The sequence below is a fragment of the Streptomyces sp. NRRL WC-3742 genome (assembly GCF_000720635.1).
In the GTDB taxonomy this organism is placed as follows: domain Bacteria; phylum Actinomycetota; class Actinomycetes; order Streptomycetales; family Streptomycetaceae; genus Kitasatospora.
Genome location: NZ_JOCF01000015.1, coordinates 83,771 through 104,700, shown reverse-complemented (window position 1 = coordinate 104,700; position 20,930 = coordinate 83,771). Strand labels below are relative to the sequence as shown.

Sequence of the window (20,930 nt, the reverse complement as noted above, 5' to 3'; positions counted from 1 at the left end):
GCCGGGCTGGCCGAAGGAGACCGAGGTCGTACCGCCGGAGGCGTTGCGCAGCCCCCAGTTCCCGTTGCGGAACACCCCCACCTTCGTCGAATTGGCCGAGGGGACGCTGCCGTCGACGATCTTGTTGTAGCGGTACGCATTGAAGCCGCGGGTGCTCATCTCGGAGCGGCCCATGGTGCGGGCACGGGTCGGGCCGGAGCGGCTCCACTCCTCGATGATGTTGGCATTGTTGTGGGAGCTGTCGGCCCAACCAGTGAACAGCGCGGTGTGGGTGGAGATGTTGTTCAGGGCGTCGCCGGGCTGGAGGCTGTCGATGTCGATGGGGGTGGAGACGCCCGGCAGGTACCCGGTGGTGAGGCTGCTCGGCAGCTGCCAGGCCATCGACACCAGGCCGGAGCAGTCCTGGCGGTAGCGCCCGCCGGTCTCGGCGTCGGCCCACCAACCGTACGGGCTGTTCAGGCCGTTGGGGCTGTACGGGACGGCCTTGTTCACCCAGTCCTGGGCACGGGCCACGGCCTGACCGCGGGTCACCGGGCCGCCAGGGGCGGCGCCGTTGCCCAGGGTGCCCGTCGAGGTGACCTGCGCCGAGTCCGTGACCACGGTGTCGGCGTGGGCGGGAAGGGCGGTCAGGAGGGCGGAGGCGGTAGCGGCGGTCAGGGCGACGGAGAGGCCGCGGGCGACGGTGCGACGGGACATGGTTGGGCTCCTTCTGGGTGTCAGGATGGTGGCTGAGCAGGATGGTTCGACGATTCGGAGCGGGCACGCCGATAGTGCGAGCGGCTGCAGGTCGTGGCTGCGGCAGGTGAAGGCGTCGGCGGAGCGGCGAGGTGACGGGCGCGGCTCTCAGCCGGCGCTGCTGTCCTCGGGTGCCGGGAGCGGCTCCGGCGGCAGGTAGTGCCGGTTGAGCCGGGGAGAGGTCCGATGGCTGCGCACGATCAGGTCGTGGGCGCGCTGGAGCGCGGCGGGCGCATCGGGGGAGTCGGGGGTGCGTAGGTAGAGCAGGAGGTCGACCCGGTCGGGTTCGGGACGGGCGTTGACGTGCTCGAGTCCGTCGCCGGGAAGTGCGTGGGCCCACAGGGCGTCTACGATCTCTGCCCCGGCGGTCGGCTCGTGGACGTGGTGCCCGGGCTGCCGTGGGATCAGGGAGGTGTAGACGATGTCCAAGTCGCTCAGCTGCCCCAGGTGAGGCTGTCCTGGGTCACCGCCGGGGTGGGGGCGCCGACCGGGTCGGCGGCGGTGGCGGCGGAGGGCGCGAGGACGATCCCGGTGAGGGCAACAGTGGCGACCGCGGCGGCCTGGGCGAGGCGGGTGCGAAGCATGGTGGGAGTTCCCTCCGATGGGAGTGATGCGGCTCGTTCAGGACGGGCGGAGCGCCCCGCGGTTGGCGCTTCGTCCGGCTGCCGTCCGGGGTGTTTCCCTGGCGGCGATGAATAGCTTCGTCGGTCGCCGACCCCGCCGGAAGGTGTTCGGGCTGTCGCCTACCGGACTGTCCGGAGTCCGACACGTAAGCCATGTGCATGACAGGTCATTCGCGTGACCTGCGTTGCAGGCCACGCGCAAAAGGCGCAGGTCAGCCCATAGGGGGATAGGTGGTTCTTGCTCGAAGAATCGGAGATCTGTTTGGATGAGGACGTTCAGATGGGTGCCCCACGGGGCCACTTGGGGGGAAACGAATGCTCGAGGTGCTGGGACTGACCACCTCGGCCGCAGCGGTGTACCAGGCCATGCTCGACCACCCCTCCTACGGCGTGGACGAGATTGCCGACCACTGCGGCCTGACCTCCGTAGAGGTACACGACCAGTTCGACGAGTTGAGTCGGCTCACCCTGCTCCGCGTCTCCGTAGACCGCCCCGGGCTGATGAGGGCGGTGAGTCCCGAGATCGGACTGGCCGGGGTCCTCGCCGTGCAGGAGGCCGAACTGGCTGCTCGTCAGGCCAAGTTGGCGGCCTCGCGCGCGGCTGTCACGCAGATGGTGGCCGCCCGCGCCGAGCACCGCGCCGGCCACGGCGAACGGCTGCTCGGGATGGATGCGATCCAGGGCCGCCTCGAGCGGATGGGGCACGAGGCCACCACCGAGGTCCTCAGCAGCCAGCCAGGATGCCAGCGCCCGGAGGACCTCGACGCCGGCCGCCCCGCCGATGCGGAGGCTCTCGGCAGGGGCATCACCATGCGCACGCTCTACCAGGACGCCACCCGCAGCCAGCCCCACGTCGGGGCCTACGCCCACTGGCTCCTCGGCCGGGGCAGCGAGGTCCGCACCGCGCCCACGATCCCCCAGCGCATGGTCGTGGTCGACCGGACCCAGGCGCTCGTGCCGATCGACCCCGCGGACAATCGCAAGGGCGCCCTGTACATCACCGAACCGGGCATCCTCGCTGCCCTGCTCGACTTCTACGAGCAGGCGTGGAACACGGCCGTCCCCCTCGGTGCCGCCCAGCCCGAGGACCCCCGGACGGGCCTTACCGCGACCGAGCGCGAACTCCTGCGCCTGCTGAGCTCCGGCCTGACCGACGACGCCGTCGGCCAGCGCCTGGGCGTCTCCTCGCGTACGGTCGGCCGCCACATGTCCTCGATCATGGAGCGGCTCGGTGCCAGCAGCCGCTTCGAGGCGGGCATCAAGGCCGCCCACCGGGGGTGGCTCTGACGCCGGGGTGGGCCGTTACGGGCGGAGGCGGCCGGTGGTCTCGTGCCAGGCGTAGGAGCTGGCCGTCGCGGTCATGAGGGCCTGGACGTAGGCCCTGGCCTGGGAGACCAGGGGCTCGCCGATGGTGTGCCCTCCCGTGGTTGAGCGTCCGATCGATTCACAACTGCCTTGGCGCGGGCGGGTGATCCGCACGACGACGTGAGCCCCGCCCGGGTGGGCGGGGCTCACGGAGCTGCGGTCGACGCGCTGCGGTCACGGCGTATCGAGGGTCAGGGCGTGGGGAACGCGATCTGGAGGCCGTAGCGCTCCTCGAACTCGTGGATCTTCTTGGGCAGGGAGCTGCTCAGCGCGGCGAGTTCGGCCGCGTGCCCGGCGCGGAAGTCGTCCCGCTGCTTCGCGCGGATCGGCTCCCGGACGGCCTCCACCGGTGCCATGCAGGCGGCGTAGATCTCGCCGAGGTGCGCGGTGGCGGTGGTGTCGCCGTCCTGGGTGAGCTGGTCGACCTGGGCGAAGACGGCGTCCTCGTCCTTGGCCTTCACGCCGTGCTCGGCCAGGCAGGAGTTGAAGCGCTGGTAGGCGGCCTGGACGTCGGGGGTGTGCCGGAGGGAGGCCATCTGGGAGTACCACTGCGACTGCAACGGAGCGTAGAGGCCCTTCAGCTCCTGCGCGGCCTTCTTACCCTCCTGCAGGCACTGCTGCTGCTCGGCGCTCGGAGGCTTCGGGGCCCCGGCCGAACCGGTCGCGGGCTCTCCGGGGGCGAAGCCGCCGCTGAAGCCGTGCGCCTGGATGAAGGGGAGGTCGGGGATGTCCATGGTCCGGAGGAACATGCCGGGCATCGTGTCGGGCTCCGCGGTGCCCCGGGAGTGGGCGCAGGCGCGGGTGGCGGCGTTCCCGGCGAGGGTGGCGAAGGTGTCCAGGCCCTGGGACCAGCGGGTCTCCGCGCCGGTCGACGGCAGCAGCATGGGCGTGATGTCCGACGGCATCGTCCGCGTCACGGGGGTCGGCGGTACAGGCGCGGCCGAGCCCCCCGCCGCCCGTGCGGCGGGGTCGGGGTGGTCGGCCGGGCTGGAGCACGCCGTCGGACCGAGGAGCAGGAGCGTGCCCACGAGGGCCGCGATGGTGCCGGCGGACCGGCGGGGGTGCCGGGTGGGGCGTCGCATGGTGCCGTTTCTCTCGGTGGTCGGTGGTCGACGGTGACCGGGGTGCCGCCGGCAGGCGCACGGGGTGCGGTGCGCCTGCCGGCGGCGTCGGGGCCTTCGCGGCCCCCGGTGTCAGTGCTGGACGTGGACGTTGCCGGCGAGGCTCTTGTACTCGGAGACGCCGAAGGTCCGGCCGGCGGTGAGGTTGGAGATCAGGACGACCGAGCCGAGGCTGTAGTAGCCGTCGTTCAGCCAGTGGTAGCCGGAGGCCGCGGAGTGCCAGTAGCCGTTGCCGTCCTTGTACATGCCCATGTAGCCGTCGTAGCCGACGCCGCCGGCGGCACCGGCCGAGACCAGGTTGACGTCGTGGCAGTCGTCGGCGGCCTTGACGGCGGTGTCCCACACGTTCCCCTGGCCGCCAGTGGTGAGGCTGTTCTCCTGGCAGTTGATGGCGGAGGCCGACGGCGCGAGCGCGATGGTGGACGCGGCGAGCGTGGCGGCGAGGCCGAGAGCGGCCGTGATCTTCTTCATGTGGTTCGTCCCCGTGGGTCGAGTGAGCGGATGGTCCGCCCGGCCGCCGAAGCTCGTCACGACGGTGGCCGGGCCGAGCCGAGGTGCCCTTGACGGGCTTCCCGGCTCGGCCACAACCGTAGGCACGCGGCCGACCCGCTCGACGGCGTCCCACCCGGCCGAGGACCTCGCTGAGGGTGTCTCAGGTCGCTGACCTGGGCTTTGAGACGATGAGCGCGGGCGGAACTGGAGACGTCCCAGATGATGTGGAGTCAGCTGGGACGGCTGCCGGGGACCTTCCACCACAGGAGCCAGGCGCCGGTGGAGACGAACAGCATGTTGACGGCGATCTGCGCCGGGGTGTCCCCGAAGCCCAGGGTCGGGATGCCCAGCAGCTCGACCGCGACGACCTCCCGGGTCACGAAGAACAGCAGCACGTCGGCGACGAACAGCAGCACCCACGCCAGTGCCGGGTTCAGCCGGGGGCGCGGCAGGGCGTGCAGGAGGGCGATCACGACGGTGGTCACGACCGCGTACGGGACGAAGGAGGACGGCATCCGGCCCAGGTAGTTCCACGGCAGCACGGTGCCGACGATCCACAGCAGGGCCAGGCAGCCGACGAAGCGCACCAGGCGCGCCGAGGCCGGGCTCGCCGGGGGCCGGGTGGTGACGGCGGTGAGTGCCGGTACGGGCGCGGGTGTCGGTGCGTAGGAGCCGACGGCCGGTGGCTGCGCGGGCCAGGGCTGGGGCTGGGGTTGCTGCGGCTGGGGCTGCGCCACCTGGTAGTACGACGGCGGAGGCCCGAACCCGGGCGACGGCGCCTGCGCGGGCACGACCGGGGCCGCTACGGGGAGTACAGCCGGGGCCACGCCCGTACGCGCCACCGACTCCAGCGCCGCCAGCGCCTGCTCCGCCGTCAGCCGCTGCGCCGGGTCCTTGGTCAGCAGAGCGGCCAGCACCGCCCCGAGGGCGCCCGCGCGCCGCATCGGTCGCGGCGGCTGGGTGACGACGGCGATGCACAGCGCGCTGAACGTCTCCGCGTGGAAGGGCGCCTCGCCCTCCACCGCCGCGTACAGCGTCGCGCCCAGCGACCACAGGTCGTTGGCGGGCGTCGGGGGCCTGCCCTCCAACTGCTCGGGGGCCATGTACGCGGGGGTGCCGACGACGGCGCCGGTGCGGGTGAGCGCCGTGGTCGCGTCCGCCATGTGCGCGATGCCGAAGTCGGTGAGGACGACGCGCTCGTCCATCAGCAGCACGTTGTCCGGCTTGAGGTCCCGGTGGACGATCCCCGCCGCGTGGGCCTTCTGAAGGGCCTTCACCATGGCGGCGCCGATCTCGGCCACCCGCTGCACCGGCAGCGCGCCGTCGCGCTCGAGCGCGACGGCGAGCGAGGCGCCGGTGACGTACTCCATGACGATCACCGGTGCGCCCTCGTGCTCGACCACGTCGTGCACGGTGATGATGCCCGGGTGGTTGAGCCGCGCGGCGGCGAGCGCCTCGCGCAACGTGCGCTGGAGGAGCTGCTCGCGGTGCTCCTCCGTCACGCCGGAGGGCAGCAGCACCTCCTTCACGGCGACGTCCCGCCCCAGCGTTTCGTCCCGCCCCAGCCATACGCGGCCCATGCCGCCCTGCCCGATGAGGTCGAGAAGGCGGTAGCGCCCCCCGACGAGTGCCCCGTTCGCTGCTGTCACAGGTCCCTACCTTAGGGCCTGTCAGGGTGAACGGTCCCTGACAGGTGCTGACGGGCCGTGATCGCGCAGTTCCCCGAACACCGCCCAGGCCACGGACACCACCGGGACGGCCACCACCGCGCCCAGCACCCCGCCCAGGACGGCGCCGCCGATCACCGACAGCGCGACGGCCACCGGATGGAGGCGCACCGACCAGCCCAGGACCAGCGGGTGCAGCAGATGGCCCTCGACCTGGCCGATCACCACGATCAGGGCGAGCACCAGCAGCGCGACCACCGGCCCCCGCGCGGCCAGCGCCACCAGGGCGGCGACGGCCAGCGCGATCGGGGAGCCGATCAGCGGCACGAGCGCCGCCACGAACTCCAGCACGACCAGCGGGACGACGAGCGGCACCCGCAGCACGGCCAGGGCGATGCCCACCAGCACGGCGTTGGTGGCCGCCACGATCAGCACCCCACGGGTGTAGCCGGCGAAGGTGCGCCAGGCGGTGCGCCCGGCCCGGTCCCACGCGGGGCGGGCCCGGTCCGGCAGCAGGGACTCCGCCCAGCGCCACATCCGGTCGCCGGAGTGCAGGAAGAACACCGAGCAGAACACCGCGAGCGCCAGTCCGGTGAGCAGCTCGACCGCGCGACTCGCGCCGCTGAGCGCCGTGTTCAGCAGCGCCTGGCGGTGGGCGGCGACGAAGGCGGCGATCTTCGCGCGCAGGTCCGTCACCGTGCCGGGGCGCAGGTGGAAGGGGGCGCCGGTGAGCCAGTGGTCGATCCGGGCGAGGCCCCCGCGCAGTTCGGTGCCCAGCCGGCTCCACTCGTCGGCGACGGTGGTGCCGACCAGGGCCAGGACCCCGCCGACGACCACGGCGGCGAGGAGGAAGGCCAGCAATACGGCCAGCGAGCGCGGCAGCACCCGGGCGAACAGGTCGACCAGCGGGCGCAGCACGGAGGTGATCACCAGCGCCATGAACACGGCGACGACCGGCAGCTGAAGCCGCCCCAGCACCTCGACGGCCAGGTACGCGGCCACGCCGAGCAGCAGCAGCCGCCAGGTGTACCCGGCAGCGGTGCGCAGCCCGGGCGGGACCCGGTCGTCGGCCGGCGGGCCTACGGCGCGGCGGGGCCTCACGCGGGCAGGGACCCGGGCATGCACTCGGGCCGGGACCCGGGGCGAGCGGGGGCGACCGGCGCCCTTCCTTCCCACGGGGGACCTCCCTCCGGGATCGGCTCAGTCGTGCGGCTCGTGCGGCTCGTGCGGCTCGGGTTCACGGGCCGGCGGTCAGCTCCTCCCCATCTGCTTGAGCTTCTCCTGCGCGGCCTGCCGCAGATCGTCCTTCAGCTGCCCGCCGCGCTTCCGGACCTCGTCCTTGTGGTCGTCCACGGCCTTCCCGGCGGACTCCTTGGTCTCCTCACCGGCATTGTCGGATTAGTCCGCGCATCCGCTCCTCCATGCCCATGGCGCACTCTCCTATCGTCGTCGACGGGGGCGAACTCCGCCCCGCGCGGCGTGTGCCCGGGTACGGGCGTTCCATGCGGCCCGCCGCCCGGCCGCCTGTGGCCCGTCGGCCGTTCGCGCGGCGGGAGGCGCCGCGCGGCATGATGGTCGGGACGGCGAGTGCTCCGCATCCACCCCGACCGCGCGTCGGCCCTCGGCTCGGTGGACGCGCCCGGTCTGCCCAACTCGCCCAACTCGCCCGGCTCGTCCTGAACGGAGGCGCTCAGTGAACCGCGTCGGGAGCCCGCCTGCGGGCACCGGACAGACCAGGCGGCTCGCGCTGGCGGGCAGCGAGGGCGCCGTGCAGCGGTGCCGCGAGTTCAGTCGGCAGGCCCTTCAGTCCTGGGACTGGCTGCCCGCAGTCGACGAGGAGCAGCAGGCCGTCTCGGAGGACGTCCTGCTGATGGTGTCGGAACTGGTCAGCAACGCCTGCCTGCACGCCCCCGGCGGCCCGCGCGAACTGCGGTTGAACTGGGACGGCGCCCGGCTGCGGGTGGAGGTGACGGACGCCAGCCCGGTGCCGCCCCGGCTGCTCCCGTACGCGGGCCCGGCCCGTCCGGGCGGCCACGGCCTGCGGGTGGTCGACCGGCTCGCCGGGGCCTGGGGGTCGGTGCCGGAGAGGGAGGGGAAGCTGGTCTGGCTGGAGGTGCCGTCGCCGCTGGAGCGGCCCTGAGTGGTCGGCGGCGGCCTGGAACTACATTCGTAGTGCCACTACTTCCGTAGTGCGACTACCGGTGCAGTCGCACGACATCCGCATCGTCACTACTTCCGTAGTGGCACTGCAGATGTAGTGCCACTACGGAAGTAGTGCCGTGGTGCGCTCAGGCTGGTGAAGGCTCCGGCATGGGCGGCGGCGCCGGATCGGGGTCGGGGAACGGCGGTACGGGTGGCGGAATCGGCCGGGGTTCCTCGCCCGGGCGCGGTCCGGGGTTCGGGTGGGGGATCGGATCGGTGTCCGGGTCGAGGGGTGGCGGGATGGTCATGGCCTCGCTCTTCTCGGTCGTCGCGGCTGATGCGAGGTGCGCGTGTACCCCGGAGGGAGGCGTGTGAATCGGGCCCATCGGGTGAAAAGGCGAGTCGGCGCCCGCGGGTGCCGCTGCGCGAGCAGACCGTGCTCAAGCTCCGCTTCTGGGACGGCTGCACCCAGTCCGAGATCGCCGAGCGCGTCGGCGTCTCCCAGATGCACGTCTCCCGGCTGCTCACCGCCGCACTCGGCGGCCTGCGCGAGCGCCTGGAGGACCGGGGCGCCCCGGGCTGGGCCGACCGGCCCGCCGCATCCGCCTGAACTGACATCCACCGCAGGGCGATTCCGTCGCCCGTCGGTGGACACCGAGGACAACGCCCGCCTGATCGCCGTCCAGTGCGAGTAGTCCGCGCCGCGCGAGCAGGAGCCGCGCTGCGCCGCGTTACGACCCGGGCCGTCCGGGTAGGCGCCGCCAGGGGGACCTGAACATGACGGAAGGGGACACCCATGTTGCTGCTAGGACTTCTGCTGCTGGCGGCGTCCGGCGCCTTCACCGGGCTGCTGATCGCCGACAACCTCTCCGGCGGGCCCGACTACCAGGTGACGGTGCTCGGAAACGACCTGGTGACGCTGAACGGCCTCGGCATCTTCCTGGCCGGCATCGCCCTCGCCCTGCTGTTCTGCCTGGGCCTCGCCATGAGCGGCCTCGCCCGCCGCACCTCCACCGGGCGTCTCGGGCGCCACCGTGGCGCGCGGCTGCGCAGGGCCGACCGGCTCGAACGCCTCGCGCCGCCGACCGACCCCGCCGTGCCGCCGATCGAAGCCGTCACACCCCGGGCCGAACCCCTCGGACCCCGGGTGGACGCGGTGCTCCCCACCCCGGAGCAGCGCGCCGCCGAACAGGACGGCCGTGAGGGCGAGGTCCGCCGCACGCCGCGCTGGCGTAGGGGCGGGCACCTGTTCGGCCACTGAGTTCGGTCACTGAGCGAGATGCAGCCGCATGACAGGAGCGCGGACGGTCCCACCGCCGCGCTCCTCGGCGTGGCCCTGGCGGTCTTCGGACTCGTCTGCGACCTGAGGGTGCCGTAGGCGTCCCTCCCGCGTGCGCGGGTGGCCACGCCCTACCCGCTGTGGGCGCCCTCCGGGTGGCGGTTGTGGCGGCGCAGGAGGAGGACGGCCTCGCGGGTGGTGACGGTGTGGAACTCGCCGTAGAAGGGGCCGGCGGCGTGGGCGTAGTCGGGCAGGTGGAGACAGATGAGGGCGTCCACGTCGCGGCGCAGGTCGTCGGCGAGGCGGGCGTCGCAGACGGGGGCGGCGAGGAGGAGGTGGTCGGGGCGGTCGGCGAGGAGGGTGCGGACGGCGGCTTGGGCGGTGAGGGCGTCGGTGAGGCCGTCGGAGACGAGGACGGCGGTGCGGCCCTGGACGCGCAGCGGGGCGCGGTCCTCGCGGTAGAGGGCTTCGTGGCGGTGGACCTCGGCGCGTTCGTGCTTGAGGCTTGCGGCGACCTCGATCGGGGTGACGCCGAGGACCTTGAGGGCGTCGTGGTCGAACAGTGGGGGGTCGCCGTCGGCGACGGCGCCGATCGGGCGGTCGTGGCCGGGCACGCTCAACTTCCGTACCACGGTGGCGTCCAGCGGGGCGCCCAGCTCCGCGGCGACCTCGGCGGCGACGGGCAGTCCGCCGGGGGCCAGGCCGAGGACGACGACCTCGCCGTCGGTCCGGCTGCCGATGAACGGGGCGACCGCCTCGGCGAGTCGGCGTCCGGCGGTCACGCGGTCGAGGAATCTCACGGGTCCGTCCTCCTTCTCCCCGCGCCTACGGGGCGGCTTCCCCGTCCGCGCGGCCTCTAACGTCCGCCGGTGTCCGCGCGGACGGTACGGGGCGGAGGAAGGGGGCAGCGGCGCGGGCCCTGGTGGGCGTGCGGCCGCTCGTCCGGCACCGGCACCGGGAGCGGGAGCGGCGGAGCCTCCCGTGAGCGCGCACCGGACCCGGCGGCCCGAGTCCGCCGCGCCCGGGCGGCTCAGCTGACGGCCGGCAGGCGTGCCTCCAGGTGCCCGGAGAGGACCCGGGTCTCCAGCACCGGCTGCGGCGCCGTCGCCGGGCCCCGCGCCACCTCGCCGTCGCGCAGGCGGAACTCGCTGCCGTGCCAGGGGCAGCGCAGGCAGCCGTCCGCGATCGTGCCCTCGGCGAGCGGCCCGGACAGGTGGCTGCAGCGCTCCGCGAGCACGTGGAGCTGCCCGCCGCGGTTGACCACCACCACGGGCAGCTCGCCCGCCGTGCGGCGGACGGGCTCGTCGGGCGGGAAGTCCTCAACCGGGCCGAGGCCGACCCAGTCCGCCGGGGCCAGCAGCGGGACGGCCGCGGCGCGGTCGGGCCCGGCGGCCTGCCGGTAGACCAGGTGCGCGCCGAGTGTGGCGCCGACGGAGACGGCGGTGAGCCCGGCGAGGCCGAGCAGGCGCCCGCGCACGCGGCGGCCACGGCAGCGGGCCAGCAGCGAACCGCCGTAGAGCAGCACTCCGGTCGTGTTGGAGAGCGCGTGGACGAGCCCGGTGCGGCGGCGCGGCGGGTCGAGCCGGGCCCAGTCGACCCAGCCCGCCAGCGCGGCCGGTGCGGCGGTCAGCAGGCCGGCCGTTACCAGGGTGTCGGCGCTGCGGCGCCCGCCCGGGGTGGCGTCCAGCAGCTCCGCGGAGGTCCAGAAGCCGAGCGGCATCTGGACGAGCAGTGGGTGGAGCGGGTGCCCGAGCCAGACGCCGCGCAGCGCGTCGCGGTACGGCCCGAGCGGCAGGCTCTCCACGGCGGCGGCGAGGTGCGAGGCGGGGGCGTCCAGGAGGTCCCAGTGCGCCGGTGCGTCGACCGCGCGGCGCAGGCGGCGGGACCAGGGGCGGGTGTGCAGGGGGAGTGAGGTGTTCATACCTGGCGGCTTGCCGGGTCTCGGGCCCCCAAACCCGATCGGAGGCCCGGGCCTGTGTCGGCCGTCCCGGCGGGCGTCTGAGGTTCAGGTCGGCTGAGGTTCAGGCCAGCCGAGGTTCGGGCCGGCTGAGGTTCAGGCGAGCAGGGCAGGGGAGAAGTAGTCGCGCAGCTTCGCGATCAGGCCGTCGCGGGTGCGGAAGACCTGCACCAGGGAGACGACGTCCTCCCCGTCCTCGGTGTCGAACGCGGTGTCGATCTCGGCGATGAACACCTCCGGATCGGCGGTGGCGTGCAGCACGTAGGCGGACTTCTCGACGTTCGGCACCCGGCTGTCCATCGGCAGCTGCGCGTAGTGCGCCGCCATCGCCCGGCGGATCGCCTCGCGGCCCACGATCCGCCGGGGGAGCGAGGTGTCCTCCGGGAGCAGCGGCGCCTCGAACACGCCGTCCTCGGTGAAGAGTTCCGCGAAAGCGTCCGCGTCGCGCGTCAGCGGACCGGCGTGGACGTACCTCTGGAAGATCTCCTGCGCGCTCGGGGACACCGACGACCTCCTGGCTGCTGCGGGTGCGACCTTCCCATCCCATCACATCGGCCGCCGGTTCCGGAGCGGCCGACGGCGCTGTGCGCGAACGGCTGCGCACACCGGCTGCGCCGTGCCACCGGACGGGGTGGCACGGCGCAGCCGGTGTGCGGGGCGTCAGCGCCGCAGGGGCTGGGCGGTGCGCGGCCCGGCGGGGTGGCCGGCCTGCGCGGCCGGGTTTCCGGCGGCGGGGCTGCGCAGCGTGCCGGGCTGGAAGCGGCCGCTGTAGACGTCGGTGGAGTTCAGCGGGTCGGTGTTGGCCGTCACCATCACCGGGCGGATCTGGCGGCCGTCGTTGACCAGCGCCTGGTAGTCGCCGAGGAAGTGCCCGCCGGCGTAGGGCGCCTGGAGCCAGTCGAAGACCGGCGAGATCTGCCGCTCGACCGGGCTGTTCTCGCCGCCGCGCGGGAAGCTGAGCAGCCAGGCGGCGGTGGGCAGCGTGGCGGTGTCGCCTGCCGTCAGGTAGCGCAGGTCGTAGTAGCTGACGGCCACCGTTCCGTCCCGGGCCACCGTGATGGACGGGGTGAACGCCGGGGCGTTCGGGGCCTGGTTGAGCCTGGCCGGGTCGCTCCAGGTCCTCCCGCCGTCGGTGGAGTGCACCAGCTGGATCGCGTCGTAGGCGCCGCCGTTGAAGTCCGAGCCCTCGTAGGCGAGGTAGAGCTCGCCCGTCTGCGGGTCGATCGCCACGCTCGGCAGACCGGCCCCGGCGCGCAGGGACTTGGTGGCGTCGGTGGGCGCGTTCGGGTGGACCTCGGGGACGGAGGTGTCGGCGACGACCCGCACCGGCGGGCTCCAGGTGCGGCCCTGGTCGGTGGAACTGACCATGCCGTAGTGCACCTCGCTGACGGTACTGGCCGTCGCGTCGGTGTAGGTGATCCACGAGAAGAAGTCGTACAGCGTGTCCGTGCGCGGGTCGACGACGATCTGGTTGCCGATGGTCTGGGAGTTCGCCACCGTGGACGTGATCACGAACGGCGCGGCCGTGGACCAGGTGCGGCCGTGGTCGCGGGTGATGGAGATGTAGCCCGGCCCGTCGAAGGAGGGCGAGGCGCCGCCGACCTGGTCGAGGCGGTCCCAGACCTGGTAGGCGACGCCCGGGTGCACCGGGTCGGCGGTGACGGCGTTCTTGTCGTCGCCGATCGCCGGGTCGTTGTCGGTGATCAGCTCGGTGACGTGCTGCCAGCTGCGCCCGCCGTCGTACGAGGTGGCGGCGGCGACGGCGTTGCGCGGCGTGGTGGCGTCGAAGATCAGCGCGCTGGCGTAGGCGGTGCCGTCGGGGCCGAAGCTCACCCAGCCGTCCGAGGCCCGCTGGTAGGGCAGCCCGCCGGGCGTGCAGTGGGTGAACGGCAGGGCCGTCTGCGTGAAGTGGACGCCGTCCGTGGTGTAGCTCGAACTCAGGCCCCGAGCACCGCCGTTGGACCAGCGGTCCTGCTGGTAGATGGTGATCGTGTTGGCTGGGTCGAGCGGGTTGGAGGAGGCGTACGGCTCCTCCTCCGCCGACAGGTGGTTGGTGCCGGAGCCGTCGGCACTGATGTCGCAGGCGGCGTACGGGTCGCCGGGCGAGATCAGGGCGAGCGGGGCGCCCGGCTTGGCGTCGCCGGTGGCCGCGCCGGCCGGTGCGCCGGCCGCGAGGGCGGCGAGGAGGAGCGCAGCGGACGCGGTGGCGAGCGGCGCTCTGGTGCGGAACTGCACAGGACCTCCAGGGAGCGGGGATTGGGGGGTACGGGGCCCTCAGCGGCGCGGGACCGCCACGGCCGTCACCTGCTGCTGCTGGAGGTGGCCCGGGTTGGTGCCGTCGTCGTAGGTGGTCACCGAGGTGGTGTACGCGGTGGCGTCGCCGACGGCGTTGCCGAAGTAGTCGCCGATGAAGGTGTTCGAGCCCTCCACCGGGGCGTCGAGCTGGGGGTCGAAGGAGTGGGCGCTGAGGCGGAGGTTGTGGCCGATCGGGTTGAGCGCCGGGTCGTAGAACTGGGCGCTGGTGTCGGCGCAGTAGTTCGCGGCGCCGTAGGGCGCGCCGGGGTGCTTGGGGTTGGCGGTGTCGAGCGCCAGCCCGGCGGCCCGGGCCTCGGCGGTGCCGGCGGCGGGGCAGGCGAGGCGGCGGTCGTAGAAGGCGACGCTGACGGTGCCGTCCGGGCCGGTGGCCAGGTTGGGCTGGAACTCGTCGACGGCGGCGGTGTTGTCGTTGACCCGGACGGGCGTGCTCCAGCTGGCGCCGCCGTCGTAGGAGGCGGTCATCAGCACGTTGACGACGCCGGTGGCGTAGTCCTCGTACGCGACGTACAGCGGGTAGTGGCCGTTCACCGGCCGGCTGCCGAGGGCGAAGGTGTCCTCGATGCCGTCGCGGAAGGTGGTGTTGGCGTACGAGCCCGGCGGCGGGGTGATGGTGCCCGGCAGCGTCGACACCGTGGACCAGGTCCGCCCGCCGTCCCGGGAGGCGTCCAGGAGGACCGTGTCGCAGCAGAACCGGTGCGCGGGATCGGAGTTGGTGAGCGTGGTGTACACCGAGCCGTCCGGCGCGACGTGCGGCAGCAGGTAGGTGGCGCCCTGCGGGGTGCTCGGCGGCTCGGGCAGCGCCTGCGGGGCCGACCAGTCGGTGTGGGTGCCGTCCGGGCGGGCGTCGGCGTAGGAGACGTACGGCACCGCGGTCTTGCTGTGGAAGTCCACCCACATCGCGTAGACGCGGTTCAGGTGGGGGCTGGCGGGGTTGGTGTCGATCGCGATCCACTGCTTGTCGGGGCCGTTGCCGACGCTGTCGTAGGTCGCGACGTAGTCCGGGTGCCCGGCGTGGGTGCTGGTCCACCGGCTGGCGGTGGTCGCGCCGTGCGGGCGCACCGAGAGGGAGATCACCTGGGAGGGGACGGCCGGGTCGGGCTCCTGGGCGGTGCCGGGGTTGAAGTCGTGGGAGCCGTCGGGGTCGTAGGAGAACTGGTAGGGCAGGAGGAGGGAGTAGTAGTTGCCCCAGGTGTCGAAGGCGCCGACCGGGTCGGTGTTGTCCGTCCAGCCCTCGTAGCCGGGGATGTGGCCCTGCACGGGCCAGCTGCGGCCGCCGTCGAAGGACTCGAAGAAGCCCAGCAGGTGGTTGTAACCCTCGGCACTGGCAACCCACTTGGAGGCGCCGATCAGGTGGTTCGGGTCGGTCGGGTCGATCCGCAGGTCCGACTCCGAGTGCCCCTTGACCAGCATCGGCCCGGCCGCCGGATAGCCCGGGTTGCTGCCCGCCTGGCTCGGGTAGGGCCCGGCCGCGCCGGTGTCCTCGCCGGTGGTGGCGCCGGAGGCCGGGCAGGGCGTCATGCCGCTGTAGCCCTCGGCGGGCCCGCTGTTGGCGCCGTACGGCACCTCCGGGCGGTAGCAGCTGACGAGGGCCGAGGTGGCCTGCACGTTGCGGACGGCGTTGGCGGCCGGGCTCGCGGCGTACGCGTCGTCGCTCTGGGTGCCCTGCGGCAGCGCCGGGCCGGGGGCGGCCGAGGAGGAGTCGGGGGCGGCCGAGGAGGGGCCGGGGGAGAGGAGGGAGAGGCCGATCAGGGCGGGGCCGAGCAGCAGGGCGATTCTTCGAAGGCGCAAGGCGGATTCTCCCGGGGGTGTGCGACGGCCTCGGGAACGCCGTTGTTCCCGGGGCTCGATGACGGTCCGTCAGGTGAACGAAGGTGTGCCGCTGCGCGCGGTCGGGTTGGCTCGGACTCGGGGGTGATCGGCCGCGCGGCTCGCCGACCGTAGTGAGGTCGAGGTCACGTCAACAAGGGCGGTGCGCGGAAGTTGACGTGCCGTTTGCCCGGGCGTGGGGAGCGCTTGCCGTGCGGGCGGGAAATTGTCAGCGGCCCCCGGGCCCGGCTGTCTGCCAGGTGGGGGCCGCTGCGGGCGGTCGTACCGCCCGATCGTCCGGTCGGACGGTACGAACCAAGGTCGCGCCGGTCGAACTCAACGGGCCGCGGGCCGACCGCCGAGGCTCGCACGGCGGGCGATCCTCGCGTTCGCCTTGAGCAGCAGCGGCATCACCCCGTAGACGACCACCGGGACGACGACCGCGGTCATCGCCAGGGTGCGCAGTGGCACCGGCAGGCCGCTGAGGTACGGGCCGAGCAGGAGGAAGGCCGCGGTGATGCTCGGGTAGACGGCGAGCCAGGTGAGCAGTGCCCGGCGGTGCACGGAGGGCATGGCCGGGGCGGTCGGAGTGACCGGAGCAGCCGGGGTGGTGGTGGCGGGTGCGGTGATGGTGTCGGTGGACATGGCGCGTTCCTCCCCTGTGGCGGACGGCTGGAGCTCGAATCTCCAACCCGTTGGTTGGAGTTTTGCAGATGCGGCCGCGAATGTCCAACCATCCGGTTGGAAATTCGCGGTAAGCTGGCCCCATGGCCTGGGACACCGCACGCACACAGCAGCTCCTCCTCGACGCGGCCGTCGAGGAGTTCGCCGAGTTCGGCCCCGACGGCGCCCGCATCGCCCGGGTCGCCACCCGCGCCGGGGTGAACAAGGAGCGCATCTACCAGTACTTCGGCAGCAAGGAGCAGCTGTTCTCCGCCGTCCTCACCTGCGAACTCGCGAAACTGGCGGAGGCGGTGCCCCTCGTCGTCGAGGAGGCGGCCGACTTCGGCGACTACGCCGGCCGCGTCTTCGACTACCACTCCGCCCACCCGCACTTCTCCCGCCTCCTGGCCTGGGAAGGGCTCCAGCGGGGCAAGGCGACCGACGAGCTCGCGGCAGAGGCCGAACGCGCCGCGCACCTCGGGGAGAAGGTCGCCGCCGTCGCCGCCGCTCAGCGGGGCGGCGGGATCATCGACGAGGTCGACGCGGGGCGGATGATGTTCGCGATGATCAGCATGGTGAACTCCTGGATCACCCTGCCGCAGATGGCGCGCCTGCTCCTCGGCGGCTCCGCCGACCCGGCGGCCGACCGGGAGGCCCTGGCCACGCTGGTCCGCCGGATGGCGCGGCCGTGACGACAGGACGCCCGATCGACGGGCCCTGCGTCGGACCTCGAACGGCTAGTCTCTGACGATCGCACTTCTTTGGGGGGATCGTGCTGGTCGTCATCGCCTTCCTGCTGGGCTGCCTGCTCACCGCGGTGGTCCTGCGCGGGCCTGCCGGGCGGGCGGTCCGGGCGGCCGAGGCGGCCGAGGCAGCTGCCCGCGCGGCGGAACGGTCGGCGGCCGACGCGGCCTCGGCGGCCGCCTCAACGGCTGCCGACGCGGCCTCAGCCGCCTCAACGGCCGCCGAGCTCCGGTCCGGTGACATGCGGACGGCCAAGCCCGTGTCGCCGTCCCGGACCGCACGAAGCACCGACGTACGGGCGGCCCTGGCCGCCGCCGCACCGCCGCGGCCGAAGCGCTCACGGTCGGCGGCGCGGAGCACGCGCAGCGCCGCCGCCCCGCAGGACGCCGTGCCGATTCCGGAGGGCACGCGCAGCAGCGAGCCCCTCTACGGCGTGCAGGACGGCGCCAAGGAGACCGAGGAGAGTTTCGCCGTCGTCCTGCCCGAGCCCGGCGCCGCCGCCGTCGCCGAGGTCATGGTGCGGGCCTCCGAGCGGGCCTTCCTCTCGATCTCGCCGCTCACCAGCACCGCCGAGCGCACCCGGACCCACGACCGGCTCACCGGCGGGTGGGCCGTGGTCCACCGCTCCCTGGGCCTGGTCACCCGCGACGTGACGCACCTGCGGGTCAACGGCCGTGGCGGGCGCCGCGAGTGGGCCGTGCGGCTGCTGCGCCCGTCGGAGCTCGAGAGCCTCCCGCCGACGTGCACGGGAAAGGGCAGCACCGTGTTCGCCGTCCGGGACGAGGCACCGGCCGAACTGGTCGCGGAGGTCGCGTCCGACGACTGGTCGGTGACCTTCGCCTGCGGCTGCTGGGCCGTCGGGCCGTGCGACTGCCCGGTGCCGTCGCCCTGGTCCGGCTACCCGGCCCGAACGATCACCACCGGCGCCGCCACCGAGTGGCCGACGAACGTGCTCGCCGTCCCGCGCCCCGGCCTGATCGTCGTCCGGGTCGCCGCCGAGACCGACACCTGGCGCCTGCGCCTGCGCGCCGCCGGGCACGCGGACGATTGACGGCTGACGCCTGACGCCTGACGCCTGACGGCCGGCCCTACTGCGGAGGCGCCCCGAAGCGGGCCAGGTAGTGCCAGACCTTCTTGACGTCCTGCGGGTCGTGGTCGCCGCTCCGCGCGGCGTCGCCGACGATGCGCGGGTCGAGGAGCCCGTCGACGGCGATCCGCGCGCCCAGGTCCACGAACTCCTGCCCCCGGTAGTCGGGATGGCGGCGCAGCTCCTCGACGGTGAGGCGGAACCCGTCGTGCCACTCCACGGCGCAGCCGAGGCGCAGGCCGGCAGCCTCGACGGCCGTGCCTCGGTAGGAGGGGTCCAGGACCAGCGCCTCCACGTGGCGGTCGGGGCGCACGGGCCCGTGGACCTGGGCCTCGACGTAGTCGTCCAGGGCGTCCTGGTCGTCGGCGAGGGCCAGGTCGACGAGGCCCATGCGGGCGGCCACGCCGAAGTCCGTGGGCTCGAGGAAGCTGTCCGGGTAGCAGAACGTGGTCCGCTCCAGCGGCTCGGCCGTCAGCCGGAAGTGGGCGGAGCCGAAGCGCGGCGCGCCGCCGGCCGGCTTGCGGCGGTAGTTCAACGCCCCGTAGACGGGCCGCTCGTCGGCGGGCGCCTCGTCGTACGCGCCGTCGAAGATGCGGCTCTCCCAGCGCCAGGTCGTGTCTTTCGGCTCACGTCGGATGAGCGGGCGGCGTTGGGGTGCGTGCATCGGCGGTGCCGAGGAGGGAGTAGATGCGGAGCATCGGTGACCGACGAGAAGCCGTCGAGGTGCGTGCCCCGGCGGCGACCGCCCGGCGTGAGCCGAAAGACACGGCCCAACGGTCCCCGCCGGGGTGGGCGGTCAGGCCGCCGTTGCTGGTGCCCGTCACGAACTGCGAGCGGTAGACGCCGTCCTCGGCCATCGCGTCGAGGAGCGGCCGGCCGTCCGTGAGGCGGTCCGGGTGGAAGTTGAGGGTCACCCGCAGCGTCGGGTCCAGGGCGGGGCCCGAGGCCAGTTCGGCGACGTGGGCGAGTGCGCGTTCCTGCGGTGACCGGGGGGCTGTGGTGCTCATGCGCACAGTATTTCCCGCGGTGATCAGCCTGTGCACACGGATTCCTGGGAGCGTACGAGCGCGTCGGTCAACCACAGGTGGGAGGCGGCCGGTGAGGCCGGGTCGGCGCCGGCCTCGGCGGTGAGCCGCCAGTAGCGGCGCATCCGCGGGTCGCGGTCGGTGGAGACATGGGCGAGCAGGAGGCGTCGGAAGGCCGGGGTGTCGGTGGTGTTGCGGGCGGCGGCGTGGGCGGCGACGAAGCGGTCGAGCACGGGGCCCGGCGCAGGCGGCTCGCCCGCCTGCACGAGTGGGCCGGCCAGCGTGCACGCCTCGCCGATGCCGTGCAGGAGACCGGCCGGGTCGGTGACCAGTTCGGCGTTGGCGCGGGCCATGGCGCGCAGGAGGCGGACCAGTTCCCGGTCATGGGCGAGGGCGAACAGTTCGGCGTAGGCCACCACTTGGCGCGGGGAGGGGTCGGCGGGCGGCTCGGGCACGACGAGGTGGATGAAGCCGGCGAACATCGCCTCCGACGCGGGCACGACCATGGCGCGCCGCCAGAAGGCGGTCAGCGCGTCGCGGGCGACGCCGCCGTCCTGCGCGGCGGCCAGCAGATCCAACCGCGCCGCCCGCTCGCCGGGGCTCGCCTCCTCGACGGCGCGCAGCGAGGCGCGGCGCCAGGCCAGACCCGCCAACTGCACGTCGAGCGCCGCCCGTTCGTCGGCCACCGCGTCGGCCACGGACCGCTCCCCGGTGAGTACCTGCCTGATCGAGGGCAGCCCGAGGCCCAGCCCGCGCAGGCGCCTGACGAGGGCGAGCCGCTCGATCTCCGTACGGTCGAACCTGCGGTGGCCGCCGGTGCTGCGTGTCGCTTCGATGACGCCCTCGTCGCAGTAGAAGCGGACGGTCCGTACCGGCACGCCGGTCAGGCGGGCCAGCTCGCCGATTCCCAACGTCTGCTCATGCAAAGGCACTTGAACCTCCACCCGACTGGAACTCCTACCGTACGGGCGTCGGCCCGATTTTCGTGAAAGGACCTTCCGGCATGTCATCGACACTGGACGTCGCACGGCTCGTGGAGGGCCTGCGGGAGCACACCGCGGCCCTCGCCCGCGCGGTCACCGGACAGCCCCCGGCGACCCGGGTGCCCACCTGCCCGGACTGGCCGCTGCGAACGCTCGTGGGCCACGTCGGCCAGGAACACCGCTGGGCGGCCGAAATCGTGCGCGGGGGAGAGCAGTTGCCCGCCCCCGACCCGCAACTGGCCGATCCCGGCACCCCGGACGCATGGGCCGGCTGGCTCCACAAGGGCGCGGAGCAGCTGATCCACGCGATCGGCGAGGTCGGCGGAGACGCCGAGATCCGGACGTTCCTCGGCCCACGGTCGGCGGCGTTCGTCCTGCGCAGGATGGTGAGCGACACCTGCGTCCACCACTACGACGCGGCGGGCGCGTCCTTCGCGATCGCCGAGGACCTGGCGGCCGACGTGATCAGCGAGACCCTGGACCTGCTGGCCACCCCGGGCCTGGAAGCCGTCAGGCCCGGGCTCGCCGAACTGCCCGGCGCGGGCGAACGGATCGGCTTCCGCCCTGCGGAGGGAGCGGGCTGGCTGGTCACCCGCGCACCCGGGGCGGTGCGATGGGAACGCGGGCCGGTCGAGGCCGACGTGGTGGTGTCGGGCCCGGTGGCGCAGCTCATGCTGGTGCTCACCCGCCGCATCCCACCGGAGGACGCCCAGGTGACGGGCGAACGGGCCCTGCTGGACCACTGGTTGGCCCGCACCGCTCTCTAGAGCTGTGACCGGAACGAGTTCCGCCGGATCGGCCAGTGCGTCGACCTGCCCCGCGAACGGGCAGGCGCTCGGGGTCATCCGGACGATCAAGTCGGGTGGGTACGAGGACAGGGCCGGAGGGGTCCTTCGAGTCGCGGACGTGAGAGACCCGCTTGCCC

The 20,930-nt window shown here is 73.5% G+C and carries 21 protein-coding genes and 2 pseudogenes; 7 read left to right on the top strand and 16 right to left on the bottom strand.

The window, feature by feature from the left end; translation table 11 throughout:
* The 3 genes and pseudogenes from IH61_RS0111705 to IH61_RS46915 form a co-directional block, all read right to left on the bottom strand.
* A pseudogene (locus IH61_RS0111705) lies at positions 1-696 on the bottom strand (hypothetical protein); the annotation flags it as partial.
* Positions 697-843: 147 nt separating this feature from the next.
* On the bottom strand, positions 844-1,164 hold the full coding sequence (locus IH61_RS0111700) for a hypothetical protein (protein ID WP_031068507.1): 321 nt from the start codon (positions 1,162-1,164) through the stop codon (positions 844-846).
* Positions 1,165-1,169: 5 nt separating this feature from the next.
* On the bottom strand, positions 1,170-1,319 hold the full coding sequence (locus tag IH61_RS46915; protein ID WP_158844910.1) for a hypothetical protein: 150 nt from the start codon (positions 1,317-1,319) through the stop codon (positions 1,170-1,172).
* A gap of 354 nt (positions 1,320-1,673) precedes the next feature.
* On the opposite strand from IH61_RS46915, the gene IH61_RS0111690 reads away from it, so the two are divergent.
* Positions 1,674-2,645, top strand: coding sequence for a LuxR C-terminal-related transcriptional regulator (locus tag IH61_RS0111690; RefSeq protein ID WP_031068505.1), 972 nt, complete (start codon positions 1,674-1,676; stop codon positions 2,643-2,645).
* Positions 2,646-2,914: 269 nt separating this feature from the next.
* Here IH61_RS0111690 and IH61_RS0111680 read toward each other — a convergent pair whose 3' ends face one another.
* From IH61_RS0111680 to IH61_RS0111665, 4 genes are all read right to left on the bottom strand, one after another.
* Positions 2,915-3,805, bottom strand: coding sequence for a hypothetical protein (locus IH61_RS0111680; RefSeq protein WP_031068501.1), 891 nt, complete (start codon positions 3,803-3,805; stop codon positions 2,915-2,917).
* A gap of 111 nt (positions 3,806-3,916) precedes the next feature.
* The gene (locus tag IH61_RS0111675; RefSeq protein ID WP_031068499.1) at positions 3,917-4,315 is read right to left on the bottom strand and encodes a hypothetical protein; all 399 of its coding nucleotides are present in this window, start codon (positions 4,313-4,315) and stop codon (positions 3,917-3,919) included.
* Between the two features lie 251 nt (positions 4,316-4,566).
* Entirely contained in the window at positions 4,567-5,985 is a 1,419-nt protein-coding gene (locus tag IH61_RS42820; RefSeq protein ID WP_051836859.1) for a serine/threonine-protein kinase, read from the bottom strand.
* Between the two features lie 21 nt (positions 5,986-6,006).
* Positions 6,007-7,104 carry an AI-2E family transporter gene (locus tag IH61_RS0111665; RefSeq protein ID WP_234327139.1) on the bottom strand — a complete coding sequence of 366 codons (1,098 nt, stop codon included), beginning with the start codon at positions 7,102-7,104 and terminating at the stop codon, positions 6,007-6,009.
* 592 nt (positions 7,105-7,696) lie between these two features.
* On the opposite strand from IH61_RS0111665, the gene IH61_RS0111655 reads away from it, so the two are divergent.
* The 3 genes from IH61_RS0111655 to IH61_RS48435 all read left to right on the top strand — a co-directional run bounded on the left by IH61_RS0111655 (position 7,697) and on the right by IH61_RS48435 (position 9,406).
* Positions 7,697-8,143, top strand: coding sequence for an ATP-binding protein (locus tag IH61_RS0111655; RefSeq protein ID WP_031068496.1), 447 nt, complete (start codon positions 7,697-7,699; stop codon positions 8,141-8,143).
* Positions 8,144-8,560: 417 nt separating this feature from the next.
* A complete protein-coding gene (locus tag IH61_RS0111650; RefSeq protein WP_031068495.1) occupies positions 8,561-8,755 on the top strand; it encodes a sigma-70 family RNA polymerase sigma factor in 195 nt (64 codons plus the stop codon).
* A gap of 186 nt (positions 8,756-8,941) precedes the next feature.
* Entirely contained in the window at positions 8,942-9,406 is a 465-nt protein-coding gene (locus IH61_RS48435) for a hypothetical protein (protein WP_234327138.1), read from the top strand.
* A gap of 149 nt (positions 9,407-9,555) precedes the next feature.
* Here IH61_RS48435 and IH61_RS0111635 read toward each other — a convergent pair whose 3' ends face one another.
* The 6 genes from IH61_RS0111635 to IH61_RS0111610 all read right to left on the bottom strand — a co-directional run bounded on the left by IH61_RS0111635 (position 9,556) and on the right by IH61_RS0111610 (position 16,148).
* Positions 9,556-10,224: a phosphoribosyltransferase gene (locus IH61_RS0111635; RefSeq protein WP_051836857.1), complete on the bottom strand. Its 669-nt coding sequence runs from the start codon at positions 10,222-10,224 to the stop codon at positions 9,556-9,558.
* 230 nt (positions 10,225-10,454) lie between these two features.
* Positions 10,455-11,345 (bottom strand): Rieske 2Fe-2S domain-containing protein, encoded by an 891-nt coding sequence (locus IH61_RS0111630; RefSeq protein WP_051836856.1) that lies wholly within the window; start codon positions 11,343-11,345, stop codon positions 10,455-10,457.
* Between the two features lie 132 nt (positions 11,346-11,477).
* A complete protein-coding gene (locus IH61_RS0111625; protein ID WP_031068488.1) occupies positions 11,478-11,885 on the bottom strand; it encodes a nuclear transport factor 2 family protein in 408 nt (135 codons plus the stop codon).
* A gap of 156 nt (positions 11,886-12,041) precedes the next feature.
* Positions 12,042-13,616, bottom strand: coding sequence for a sialidase family protein (locus IH61_RS0111620; RefSeq protein ID WP_063763185.1), 1,575 nt, complete (start codon positions 13,614-13,616; stop codon positions 12,042-12,044).
* A gap of 39 nt (positions 13,617-13,655) precedes the next feature.
* A complete protein-coding gene (locus tag IH61_RS0111615) occupies positions 13,656-15,485 on the bottom strand; it encodes a sialidase family protein (RefSeq protein ID WP_031068484.1) in 1,830 nt (609 codons plus the stop codon).
* Positions 15,486-15,839: 354 nt separating this feature from the next.
* Positions 15,840-16,148: a hypothetical protein gene (locus IH61_RS0111610; protein ID WP_031068483.1), complete on the bottom strand. Its 309-nt coding sequence runs from the start codon at positions 16,146-16,148 to the stop codon at positions 15,840-15,842.
* A 122-nt stretch (positions 16,149-16,270) separates the two neighbouring features.
* Here IH61_RS0111610 and IH61_RS0111605 point away from each other — a divergent pair, with 122 nt between their 5' ends.
* Both IH61_RS0111605 and IH61_RS0111600 read left to right on the top strand, forming a co-directional pair.
* Positions 16,271-16,858: a TetR family transcriptional regulator gene (locus tag IH61_RS0111605; protein ID WP_031068481.1), complete on the top strand. Its 588-nt coding sequence runs from the start codon at positions 16,271-16,273 to the stop codon at positions 16,856-16,858.
* 80 nt (positions 16,859-16,938) lie between these two features.
* Entirely contained in the window at positions 16,939-17,961 is a 1,023-nt protein-coding gene (locus tag IH61_RS0111600; protein WP_031068479.1) for a hypothetical protein, read from the top strand.
* Positions 17,962-17,998: 37 nt separating this feature from the next.
* On the opposite strand, the gene IH61_RS0111595 is transcribed toward IH61_RS0111600, so the two are convergent.
* The 3 genes and pseudogenes from IH61_RS0111595 to IH61_RS0111585 form a co-directional block, all read right to left on the bottom strand.
* Positions 17,999-18,661, bottom strand: a complete 663-nt coding sequence (locus IH61_RS0111595) for a DUF3626 domain-containing protein (RefSeq protein WP_078911019.1) — start codon at positions 18,659-18,661, stop codon at positions 17,999-18,001.
* A gap of 109 nt (positions 18,662-18,770) precedes the next feature.
* Positions 18,771-19,004: pseudogene (locus IH61_RS45815) on the bottom strand (DUF3626 domain-containing protein); the annotation flags it as partial.
* A 23-nt stretch (positions 19,005-19,027) separates the two neighbouring features.
* Complete coding sequence (locus tag IH61_RS0111585; RefSeq protein WP_199823298.1) at positions 19,028-19,954, bottom strand: MerR family transcriptional regulator; 927 nt, start codon at positions 19,952-19,954, stop codon at positions 19,028-19,030.
* Between the two features lie 71 nt (positions 19,955-20,025).
* Between IH61_RS0111585 and IH61_RS0111580 the strand changes: the two genes are divergently transcribed.
* On the top strand, positions 20,026-20,772 hold the full coding sequence (locus IH61_RS0111580; protein WP_031068471.1) for a maleylpyruvate isomerase family mycothiol-dependent enzyme: 747 nt from the start codon (positions 20,026-20,028) through the stop codon (positions 20,770-20,772).
* Positions 20,773-20,930 lie beyond the last annotated feature (158 nt).

Coding starts and splice junctions, on each gene's coding strand:
- IH61_RS0111605 (WP_031068481.1), top strand. CDS start 16,271: ATGGCCTGGGACACCGCACGCACACAGCAGCTCCTCCTCGACGCGGCC.
- IH61_RS0111675 (WP_031068499.1), bottom strand. CDS start 4,315: ATGAAGAAGATCACGGCCGCTCTCGGCCTCGCCGCCACGCTCGCCGCG.
- IH61_RS0111610 (WP_031068483.1), bottom strand. CDS start 16,148: ATGTCCACCGACACCATCACCGCACCCGCCACCACCACCCCGGCTGCT.
- IH61_RS46915 (WP_158844910.1), bottom strand. CDS start 1,319: ATGCTTCGCACCCGCCTCGCCCAGGCCGCCGCGGTCGCCACTGTTGCC.
- IH61_RS48435 (WP_234327138.1), top strand. CDS start 8,942: ATGTTGCTGCTAGGACTTCTGCTGCTGGCGGCGTCCGGCGCCTTCACC.
- IH61_RS0111690 (WP_031068505.1), top strand. CDS start 1,674: ATGCTCGAGGTGCTGGGACTGACCACCTCGGCCGCAGCGGTGTACCAG.
- IH61_RS0111630 (WP_051836856.1), bottom strand. CDS start 11,345: ATGAACACCTCACTCCCCCTGCACACCCGCCCCTGGTCCCGCCGCCTG.
- IH61_RS0111580 (WP_031068471.1), top strand. CDS start 20,026: ATGTCATCGACACTGGACGTCGCACGGCTCGTGGAGGGCCTGCGGGAG.
- IH61_RS0111595 (WP_078911019.1), bottom strand. CDS start 18,661: ATGCACGCACCCCAACGCCGCCCGCTCATCCGACGTGAGCCGAAAGAC.
- IH61_RS0111680 (WP_031068501.1), bottom strand. CDS start 3,805: ATGCGACGCCCCACCCGGCACCCCCGCCGGTCCGCCGGCACCATCGCG.